Source organism: Thermoplasmata archaeon (genome assembly GCA_038874435.1).
Taxonomy (GTDB): Archaea; Thermoplasmatota; Thermoplasmata; order Lutacidiplasmatales; family SKW197; genus SKW197.
Map to the genome: position 1 here is coordinate 25,826 of JAVZCK010000020.1, position 9,244 is coordinate 35,069.

Sequence of the window (9,244 nt, forward strand, 5' to 3'; positions counted from 1 at the left end):
TCTCTCACCTTCTTGTTGCATTCTCATAATTTACCAAGATTTCAGAAAGTACGGTCCAAACCGTAAGAGTATGGTCTGAGATTGAAACAACATCATCTGCATTGGCATACACATTGCTCAGAAAATCACCTTCTGGAAAGCCACCAATAACGCAAAGTAAGTTATTTTGCTTAAACTCTGTAAAGTATTTATCCAAAGATACAGGCTTTCCTGTTGGTGAAAACACAATAGTTCTATCATGTGGGATGTAGTTAAGACATTTTTCGAAGGAATACTCAGACATCAATTTTAGGAGTGGCATTTCTTTGCTTGGTACAACTCCATTGTTAAAAAGTGATTCCATGAGCCCTACAAACCTTGGATAGTTTTTGGGGAGACGAGTGAGAGGATCAACTAAAATTAACTCATTGTTTCTTGTGTGTACATAAACCCTCAATTCGCCCCTCATATTTAGAATTGAATCAAGGGCTAAAAGCAGGAAGAAATGCACAATATCTGGCCTTCCTCTCCTATCTCCCATTTCTATCTCTTTCATCGCAGTGTGATGTAAATTCGTGTCCAGTAAAACTCTCGTGGTTTTTTTACCTCTCTTCTTCGCATTTACAACCACTGACGGATGGGACGCAATAGATTCAGGCACAAGCTCAAGCTCTGCATCGGCAAGAAGCACATGGAGCATTATATCCTCCCTGCCACTCCTCTGCCTGCAATTATGCCAGTAGCGGCAGCACCTACTATTCCTCTTGAGAGCCCTACGCCATCTCCGCAGGCGAATAGATTTGTAATTGAGGTTTCTAGATTTTCATTCACATCTAAAATCATAGCATAAAACTTAATTTCAGGTGCATAGAGAAGCGTAGAATCTGTAGCCACACCTGGTATAATCTGGTTTAACTTCTCAAGTCCTTCAAGGATGTTCTGGACTATTCTTGAGGGCAAAGCCATTGAAATATCCCCTGGTGTTACATCAGATAGTGTACCTTTCAGAGGATTTTTCGCTAATCTTGGGAATGTAGAGCGTCTTCCAGCCATCAAGTCACCCAATCGCTGCACAATTGGTTTTCCACCGCCAATTGTGGTTGCAAGTTCAGCGATTGAACGACCATAGGCAGTAGTGTTCTCTAGAGGTTCTGTCAACTCAACTCTAACCAAAAATGCAAAATTTGTGTTCTCAGAATTTCTTGTTTTCATTGAATGCCCATTAACACCGATGAATTCTCCATAATTTTCCTTTACCACAAATCCTCTGTGGTTAGTGCAGAATGTCCGCACAAAATCGTCATATCTGTTTGTGAATATGTGAAATTTCGGGTCTCTGTTGATTTTTATCACTGGTTCCATCACAATTGCAGGTACCTCCACGCGCACACCAATGTCAATTGGTCCGTGTCTCGCCTTTATCTTATGCCTCTCGATAAGTTCTTGCATCCAGCCCATACCAACACGGCCTGGTGCAATTACAACTGCGTTTGCCTCAACTACTTTTCCATCACCTAAAATCACACCATTGCATCTTTCGTTATCAACCAAAATGTCCTCAACCCTTGTTCTTGTGAGAATTTTGAGCCCCTGAGCAAGTAACTCCTCACACATCCCAGCAATTACAGATGGTGCGTGATCACTCCCAATATGTCTCTGTGGTATAGGGATAAATCTTGCTCCCACTGCAGCGGCCCTTCTTGCTAACGAATCAGCATTTTCTTCATCTGGATGATAAAGTGTAGAGTTAGGCGCATGCTTAGCAAAGAACTCATCCACCTCTTTTACGAGTGCCCATGCCTTCTCTTCATTTCCACAAAGGGCAGTAATATCACCACCAATATCTGGCCTGAGGTTTAAAATTCCGTCAGAAAATGTGCCAGCACCACCAACGCCAGCCATTATATTACATGGAGTGCACCTCAGACATTCAGATCCAAGTTCCATTGGGCATGCTCTATTTTCCACTTCCATACCTTCATCAATCACAAGCACTTGCTTTCCCTCCTTTAGAATCTCCCTTGCAGCGAAAATTCCTGCAGGACCCGCACCTACAACCACTGCATCGTATTTCATGATGCCTCACTTAATGATTCCATAACCAATCAAGCGCCAGGTGGTGCCCACTTTCCTGCTCACAGCCACTCGATCACCTGCTTCACAACACACAGGCACTTTCAGATTTGCTTCTACGATATCCTCTCTCGTGCTTGTAATCAGTGCGCTAGTTTTCGCAGTGCCAATGTTCAGCATAAGCGTTTCAGAGGTCTTCAACTTCTCAACCTTAAGTTCTGAGGCCGTGCCTACAACTCGTTCAAGCAGATGTACTTCCATGAGCAACTTCTGCTTCATCTCTGGGAGTGTGCCTGGTTTTCCAAGTACTTTGCCAGAAAGCGAATCAGAACGCGTCAAAGCAGGGTCAAGCATTGTCCCTACTGCTATCAACCCTCCAGGCTTTGCTTCGTTTAGCGGAAGGTCTCCAGCGTAGAGAGAACACACTTTAGATACAATGTTGTTGTAAACCTTTTGGTTTCCAACGATTTCGAGGTTACCTGGTGCAATCTCAACTTCATCTCCAATAGAAAGTTTTCCCTGCAGAATTGTACCTCCTACTACACCACCTACTAGTTTGTCGGGTGGTGTGCCAGGCATATTCACATCAAATGAGCGTGCCACATACATTCTAGCCGGCTTTGTGCCATCAAATTTGGGTGTAGGAATATACTTTTGAATTGCATAAATAAGGGCTTCTAGATTTATTCCATGATGTGCAGACACAGGAATTATTGGGGCATTCTCTGCAAATGAGCCCTTCAGGAAATTTTTGATTTCGTTATAACTTTCTTTTGCTCTCTCTTTACTTACTAGGTCTATTTTTGTCTGAGCAACAACAACATTTTTAACATTTGCAATTTGCAGCGCAATGAGATGCTCCTTTGTTTGTGGCTGTGGGCACTTCTCATCAGCTGAGATTATAAGCAATGCTCCATCCATTATTGCTGCACCTGAAAGCACAGTCGCCATCAAACTTTCATGCCCAGGTGCATCTACAAATGAAACTGCACGCAAAAACTTTGTTTGACCATTGCATCTCGGACAGGTTGGAGAGTTTGTATAACCATCAAGTCCACTACAATTTGGACATTGGTAAAATTCAGTATCCGCATAACCTAGCCGGATTGTAATTCCTCTCTTTCTCTCCTCTGAGAGTCGGTCTGTGCGTTCCTTTGTAAGTGCATAGGTAAGAGTGGTTTTGCCATGGTCTACATGACCCACAATTCCTACATTTAGTTCTGGCTGTACATGAACTTTCATCTAATATACCTCACTTCTTGGGTTTGTCTTCCTTCTTTTCTTTTTCTGCCTCATACCTTTTCTTTGCCTCTTCCAATAAATTTTCGACAGGATGTGGACCTTTAGCTATAATCTTGAGATTTATTTGCGCTGTTTCTGGTGAGATTGTGTTTCCTCTCACAGACACCTTTTTCCTGAGTCCCTTCTTTTTGGGATGAAAACCTGTGCTTTCGCTCAACAGCACCTTGTATCTTTTTCCACCTGCAATGTCTTTCCGCATCGGGAAGCCAGCATTGTCCGAACCACCAGTGATTACAAGTTTGTATCCTGGAAGTCCAATAAATAGGCCATCCACTTCATCGCCAATCTTCTTTCCAATGAGCGAATTTGCGTAATTTCCCCAGACAGGGAATGTATAGGTTTTTCCTTCAGATGTGGCTACATTGGCTTTGAATTCCACCATGTTTTTCACCTTGTGAGATTGAAAACGCATTTATATTTAACCCTTTTCTTAGTCATGCTGTGCCTTGGTGTCTCCATAAACATGTTCAAATTCCATATTTTTTCAGCAATTTCTCATAAAGTTTGAATTCCTCGCTCATGGCAAACTCAGATATTTTCTCCTCAGGGAGATTACCAAGGAGTTCATCTAGCGTTTTAAGCACCCTTGCAATTTCCTCTTCACTTAGCTCTACCTCTTTCTCGAACTCTGGGATTATTGATAGCACACCTGCTGCAACTGCGAGTCCGAATTTCCTCTTAGAATAGAAGAAGGTATCGGAGCGTTCCATATGAATCCGCTTACCGGCCAAAAGTATGTTACCATCAAAAAAGCAAGCAAATGCATCTACCCTTTCTCTCCCAATGACTTCCAAATTTCCAAAGCTTAGAATTGAATAACCTTTTCGCTTAGCCCTTGCGATAACCGTGGCCAGAAAATTGCAAATTTCCTCTGTGCTGTAAATCTGGGTGCTTGTGGTTAGACAATCAAGTATTAGAACCCCCTTACCATCAAACCTCCTAAGAGCCCAGTCAATTGCCACACTTAGATAAACAATATCTCTGGAAACAACGATCTCTTTTTCTCTGTCCTCTGCTCCAGTAATTTTCTTTGTAGTGGATGAGAACCAATCCACAAATACAAAATTTTTCGCATCTAGAAGCTCAAGCTTTTTCTTGGTCTTCAAAGTCTCTGTAAACTCTTTTAATGTGGTCTCCCCAGCAACAAAAATACAGGGTTTTCCTGAAAAAATGGAATCGCTTACAGCTTGTTCAATCAGATATTGTTTAAGATGGGTATCACTGCAGAACAGGAGGGCATAATTCTCACTTACACCAGTAGGGAATAACAACTCAGAACCTGGAAGCCAGAATAGGTTCTTTCCACCAGACCAAGAAACATTGCATCTTTCTATGCCACTGGGTGTGCGAAGCACAACATCACTCTCTCTCACCCCGTAGTGCAATTCCACATCATCATCCGGTCTTTTCAAACTTGTGATTGTAAGTTTTCCATTGGCCATGTTGAGAAAATAATCAAAACTGTGCTTTATTGCGCCAACTACTTCTTCAAAAATTTCTGGCTTCTCTATGAGCACAAGAAGGGCAATACCTTTCTCTTCACAATAGGCACAGATATTTTCCAGCAGGGCAGTCGCAGTTTCCTTCTCATAAAGAAGAAGCACTGGTGTAAGGTGAAAGAAAAGCTTTTCAATCCCATCAATCTTTTTTAGAGTTGCAAAAAATTGGACAGGGTCAGATGGCATTATCAAAGTATCCTGTTTTTCTGCGGGAAGGCCAACACGGTCAGAATACCAGTCAATCATTTTATATCCAGAGAGCTCAAGAGGTTTTGTCAACACACAGTGTCCGTTATCTACTAGAAAATGTTGAATCAGAAAGAGAACATCATGGAAGTCCTCCGTTACGAGCAGAATTCTTTTTCTCCTCCCTGCTTCAATCGCATTATCAACTGCAGAAATCTGGAAAATTCCCATACTGATCAGAATATCTTTGTATCTGCTTGAATCACAATCCCCTCTGGCGTTATCACAATTGGATGCTTTGTCGTATCATGCTTTGCAAATCTCATCTTTCTTACCATTATTGTGCGCCTCAGTTCCCCTTTCACATCTTCTAGCCCTAGCACAACAAAGGAATCGCAGACAAATTGCTCAATTCCATAACGAGTGAGCGAGTTAGTTCCATCAGGCGATTCGGAAATGAGAAGAGAGGTCATATCCATCTCTTTCAGTTCTGTAGCAAAAACAAAAAGTTCCCGTCTTAACTCCTCAATATTCGAATAATAAAGTCCTAGAGCAGTAATTGAATCGACAACGCATCGCTTTGCATTTGTAAGCTTCTGGATGTTTTTTATCACTTTAGCAACGGAAGAGAAATTTACCATACCTTTTTCAATCTCCTTTGATATTGCTTCTTTCCGCATAGCACCTAAATCCATTATGAGGATATTGTTGTTTTTCTGATGTTCTAAAAGGTTAAATTTGTAGTTATTCATCGCCCGCTCTATATTCGCTCTGCTTTCCTCTAAAGTGATGTAAATGCCTTTTTCCCCATTTTTCACACCACCCAGCAAAAACTGCATTCCAAAAAGGGTCTTAGCACTTCCTGCTGGACCACAAATAAGATTCACAGTTCTCGCAGGAATTCCACCCCCTAGCATCTCGTCTAGTCCTGGTATTCCACTTTTGATTATCAAATTCTCACCACCTTAACTCCTCTTTCTCTTTAGAAAGCGTTGAAATTTTCTGGATTATTTCATTGCTCTTTTTGCCTGCAAAATAAGGAAGAACCTCATTTAATCGCTGGATAAGTAAGGGTAGCTCTTCCGGACGGATGCTCTCTGGATTTATTCCGGCATCCTGGCATTGTTTAGTATATATGAAAATACTCATGTTACCAACTGGGCTCTCCTGCATTGTTCTTACTATCTTCATCCCAAGAGAATTCACTGGCTCACCTCCTTCACTAAATTGTAGCACTCTTCTAGAAAATCCCTGTCATTACCGATCTCAGCAAGCACTGTGTTAGTAAGTAGGTTATATGTCATTTCTTCACCTAGTGCTACATATATCTTTGCGACTGTATTCTTAATCGAGTTTTTCACATCTTGTTTGTTAAAATCATTTTCCGAAACTCTTATGACATCGGCGACCATTCCTGGTCCCAGCGATTTTTCAAGTATCTTAATCATGTGTGCATGAATCTTCTCCCATTTTCCAGTATTTTCTTCACAATATATGTTATCCATTTTTTCCCTCTGAACAAAGTTAACATTTTTGCCTATTTTAAATTTTGGGTAAGAATTTTATATCACTCCATTTATCGCAAGATATGGACACAATAATTGAAGTTAGAAATTTAGTGAAAAACTATGGAAAATTCAGAGCAGTGGATTCCATTTCATTTGAGGTCAACCAGGGGGAGATTTTTACGCTTGTTGGCCCGAATGGAGCTGGCAAGACCACGACTGTGGAAATTCTGGAATGTTTGAGAAAACCCACATCCGGGAAAGTGCAAATTCTTGGCTATGATATTACGAAGGATGAGGAGAAGATAAAGAAAAGGATTGGTGTGGTACCGCAGGAATTCAATGCATTTGAGCGTTTAACTGTGCTGGAGAATGTGAAGTTAATTGCAGACATTTATGGGAGAAAAGGAGAATTAAGGAGTTATCTCGAGATGCTGGATTTGTGGGATGTAAAGGATAAAAAATTCAAAGCGTTATCTGGAGGAATGAAGAGGCGCGTGGGTATCTGTATGGCTGCAGTGAGCGAACCAGAAATTCTTTTCCTTGATGAGCCCACTACAGGGCTTGACCCAGAAGCAAGGCGTGAGACCTGGGGTGTGATAAGGAAATTGAAGGCAACTGGAAAAACTGTCTTTCTCACAACGCATTACATGGAAGAGGCGGAAAAACTGAGTGATAGAGTGGCTGTGATTGTGAAAGGAAAAATTGTAGCGATGGGAGTGGTGAAGGAAATGGTAGAAAAGCATGGTGGAGGTTACAGGGTGTTTACGAAGGTTGCCAGTAAAGAGGTAGAGGAAATTTTTAAGAAATACACAGATAGCATTACAAAAGTAGATAGTGGCTTCTGTGGAAAATTTTCTGGGAAGAAAGAGGCAGCGAAGGCATCCCTTGAACTCTACTCAAAGGACATTGAAGCGGAGATTATTGAACCAGGAATGGAAGAGGTATTTCTCTCACTTGTCGGAAGAAAAATCAATGAGAGGGGTGAGTTTGAATGAGGAATGTCTGGGTTGTTTTCAAGACATTGTTGAAGGACTGGCTTCGCTCACCAACTGGTGTGTTCTTTTCGTTTCTCTTCCCTGTTCTTTTACTCGTGATTTTCGGAACTCTTTTCGGAGGCACTGAGACCACAAAATACAACCTTTACATTCAAAATTTAGATGTGGACGAGAATGGGAATCAAACAAACCTTTCTTCAGCATTCATTGAAGCAATAAAGTCCACAGAATGCTTTGAAATAAAACCGTTGGACAAAGATGTTAACATTTCTGCCTTCGTGAAGGAACAGCAGACGATTGAAAGTCTGCGATTTCTTGTAATTCCAAAGGGTTTTGAGGAAAAAGCAATCAACAAGACCGTGGTTGTGAGAATGGGCATAATTGTGGATACGCTTGCCTATGTGCTCAATAACTATAGCCAGTATATGAATGAAAGCGATGTGGCAAACATAACAATGGGAAAGGAAATGCTGAGTGCTTATCTTAACCAGACAAATGTAACAAGCCCGGAAGTTTTGCTTATTGCGGATGAACATGCCCAGTCAACACAGATTGTGAAAGGAATCATTTACAGTGTAGTTCATGGCTTCAATAATAAATTAACAGGTGCTTCTGATATTCTCATACCTAAATCGGAGGACCTGCAGCAACGACGCTGGAGGGCTGCTGATTATTACTTGCCTGGTTACATTGCTGCTTTCATCATGACTAACGGAATAATTGGAATGACCACAACAGTCACAGAATACAAGCGAAATGGAATAGTGAAACGACTGAGTGCTACACCTCTCAGCAAAAGGGACTGGATTCTCGGGTGCATTCTGCAGCAGACCTTCCTTGGCTTCGCACTGACAATATTGATGATTGGTTTTAGTTGGGCAATCTTTGGAGTTAGAGCAGTCCCAGATTTGTATGCTGTCTCTTTAATCTTCATTGGATGTGTGCTCTTTTCCAGTATCGGAATGACCCTTGGGGGCTTTGTGAAGGATATTGAGGCGGCAGCCGGCATCGGAAACGCAATTGGCTTCCCGCTGATGTTTCTCTCCGGTGCTTTCTGGCCCGTTGAAATTATGCCCTCCTACATGCAAACAATTGCAAAGGGTTCGCCAGTTTACTACTTCCATCAGGGCTTGCGAGAAATCATGATTTACAATGAGCCAGCCAATGCAACACTCTCCTTCATTGTGCTCACAGTTCTGGCAGTAATCTTCACCATACTTGCAATAAAGATAACGAGATGGAAGGATTTGTAAGATGATAAAATTGGATTTTTCCAATGTTGTCTGGAGAAATGCCAAAACATTAGAGCTAGCGACAGTGACAGCCTTTTTCATAGTTTATTTTGGAGTTTTGGGATGGTTGTATATGCGACCTGTCGTATACTCTGGTCGTATCCTATTTCTTATAGTTACATTGATTATTTCCCTCCTTGGTTTTTTCTACTGTGTGAGCGGTATTTTGAAATATCCATTCTCAAAAGCTAGATAACTCTGCAACATTGGTGGGTTGCTTTCTACGCTTCTATGGATAGATCCGATAATTATTTTCCCCCTTTATTATAGACATTTGTGATTCCCCACTAACTTCCCAAAGATTGTGTAATAGGCATTATGAGACTTTGAGAGCTCAGAAGTAAATTCGTCTTGCCAGTATGCAATTTTCCATGAGCGCACCGAAAGTTTTATTAATCCCTTTGATATTA

The 9,244-nt window shown here is 41.4% G+C and carries 10 protein-coding genes; 2 read left to right on the plus strand and 8 right to left on the minus strand.

The genetic code is table 11. The features are described 5' to 3' along the window. Positions 1 to 4: 4 nt before the first annotated feature. The 8 genes from QXD64_07415 to QXD64_07450 form a co-directional block, all read right to left on the minus strand. Positions 5 to 679 carry a 16S rRNA methyltransferase gene (locus QXD64_07415; protein MEM3397139.1) on the minus strand — a complete coding sequence of 225 codons (675 nt, stop codon included), beginning with the start codon at positions 677 to 679 and terminating at the stop codon, positions 5 to 7. Beyond that, positions 679 to 2,055, minus strand: a complete 1,377-nt coding sequence (locus tag QXD64_07420; GenBank protein MEM3397140.1) for an NAD(P)/FAD-dependent oxidoreductase — start codon at positions 2,053 to 2,055, stop codon at positions 679 to 681. The genes QXD64_07415 and QXD64_07420 overlap by 1 nt, the downstream gene beginning before the upstream one ends. Positions 2,056 to 2,061: 6 nt before the next feature. Beyond that, on the minus strand, positions 2,062 to 3,294 hold the full coding sequence (locus tag QXD64_07425; GenBank protein ID MEM3397141.1) for a translation initiation factor IF-2 subunit gamma: 1,233 nt from the start codon (positions 3,292 to 3,294) through the stop codon (positions 2,062 to 2,064). Between the two features lie 10 nt (positions 3,295 to 3,304). Further along, on the minus strand, positions 3,305 to 3,736 hold the full coding sequence (locus QXD64_07430; GenBank protein MEM3397142.1) for a 30S ribosomal protein S6e: 432 nt from the start codon (positions 3,734 to 3,736) through the stop codon (positions 3,305 to 3,307). A gap of 85 nt (positions 3,737 to 3,821) precedes the next feature. After that, positions 3,822 to 5,270, minus strand: a complete 1,449-nt coding sequence (locus tag QXD64_07435) for a hypothetical protein (protein MEM3397143.1) — start codon at positions 5,268 to 5,270, stop codon at positions 3,822 to 3,824. 5 nt (positions 5,271 to 5,275) lie between these two features. Further along, a complete protein-coding gene (locus QXD64_07440) occupies positions 5,276 to 5,992 on the minus strand; it encodes an ATPase domain-containing protein (GenBank protein ID MEM3397144.1) in 717 nt (238 codons plus the stop codon). A 4-nt stretch (positions 5,993 to 5,996) separates the two neighbouring features. Continuing rightward, positions 5,997 to 6,245: a hypothetical protein gene (locus tag QXD64_07445; protein ID MEM3397145.1), complete on the minus strand. Its 249-nt coding sequence runs from the start codon at positions 6,243 to 6,245 to the stop codon at positions 5,997 to 5,999. Further along, positions 6,242 to 6,544 (minus strand): hypothetical protein, encoded by a 303-nt coding sequence (locus QXD64_07450; GenBank protein ID MEM3397146.1) that lies wholly within the window; start codon positions 6,542 to 6,544, stop codon positions 6,242 to 6,244. The genes QXD64_07445 and QXD64_07450 overlap by 4 nt, the downstream gene beginning before the upstream one ends. Positions 6,545 to 6,627: 83 nt before the next feature. Between QXD64_07450 and QXD64_07455 the strand changes: the two genes are divergently transcribed. Together QXD64_07455 and QXD64_07460 are read left to right on the plus strand one after the other, a co-directional pair. Next, a complete protein-coding gene (locus QXD64_07455; GenBank protein MEM3397147.1) occupies positions 6,628 to 7,542 on the plus strand; it encodes an ABC transporter ATP-binding protein in 915 nt (304 codons plus the stop codon). Next, positions 7,539 to 8,795: an ABC transporter permease gene (locus tag QXD64_07460; GenBank protein MEM3397148.1), complete on the plus strand. Its 1,257-nt coding sequence runs from the start codon at positions 7,539 to 7,541 to the stop codon at positions 8,793 to 8,795. Before QXD64_07455 ends, QXD64_07460 begins: the two co-directional genes overlap by 4 nt. Positions 8,796 to 9,244: the final 449 nt, after the last annotated feature.

Bases quoted from the DNA above. Each gene is read 5' to 3' on its own strand.
- QXD64_07420 (MEM3397140.1), bottom strand. From the start codon at position 2,055: ATGAAATACGATGCAGTGGTTGTAGGTGCGGGTCCTGCAGGAATTTTC.
- QXD64_07415 (MEM3397139.1), bottom strand. From the start codon at position 679: ATGCTCCATGTGCTTCTTGCCGATGCAGAGCTTGAGCTTGTGCCTGAA.
- QXD64_07435 (MEM3397143.1), bottom strand. From the start codon at position 5,270: ATGGGAATTTTCCAGATTTCTGCAGTTGATAATGCGATTGAAGCAGGG.
- QXD64_07450 (MEM3397146.1), bottom strand. From the start codon at position 6,544: ATGGATAACATATATTGTGAAGAAAATACTGGAAAATGGGAGAAGATT.
- QXD64_07460 (MEM3397148.1), top strand. From the start codon at position 7,539: ATGAGGAATGTCTGGGTTGTTTTCAAGACATTGTTGAAGGACTGGCTT.
- QXD64_07425 (MEM3397141.1), bottom strand. From the start codon at position 3,294: ATGAAAGTTCATGTACAGCCAGAACTAAATGTAGGAATTGTGGGTCAT.
- QXD64_07430 (MEM3397142.1), bottom strand. From the start codon at position 3,736: ATGGTGGAATTCAAAGCCAATGTAGCCACATCTGAAGGAAAAACCTAT.
- QXD64_07455 (MEM3397147.1), top strand. From the start codon at position 6,628: ATGGACACAATAATTGAAGTTAGAAATTTAGTGAAAAACTATGGAAAA.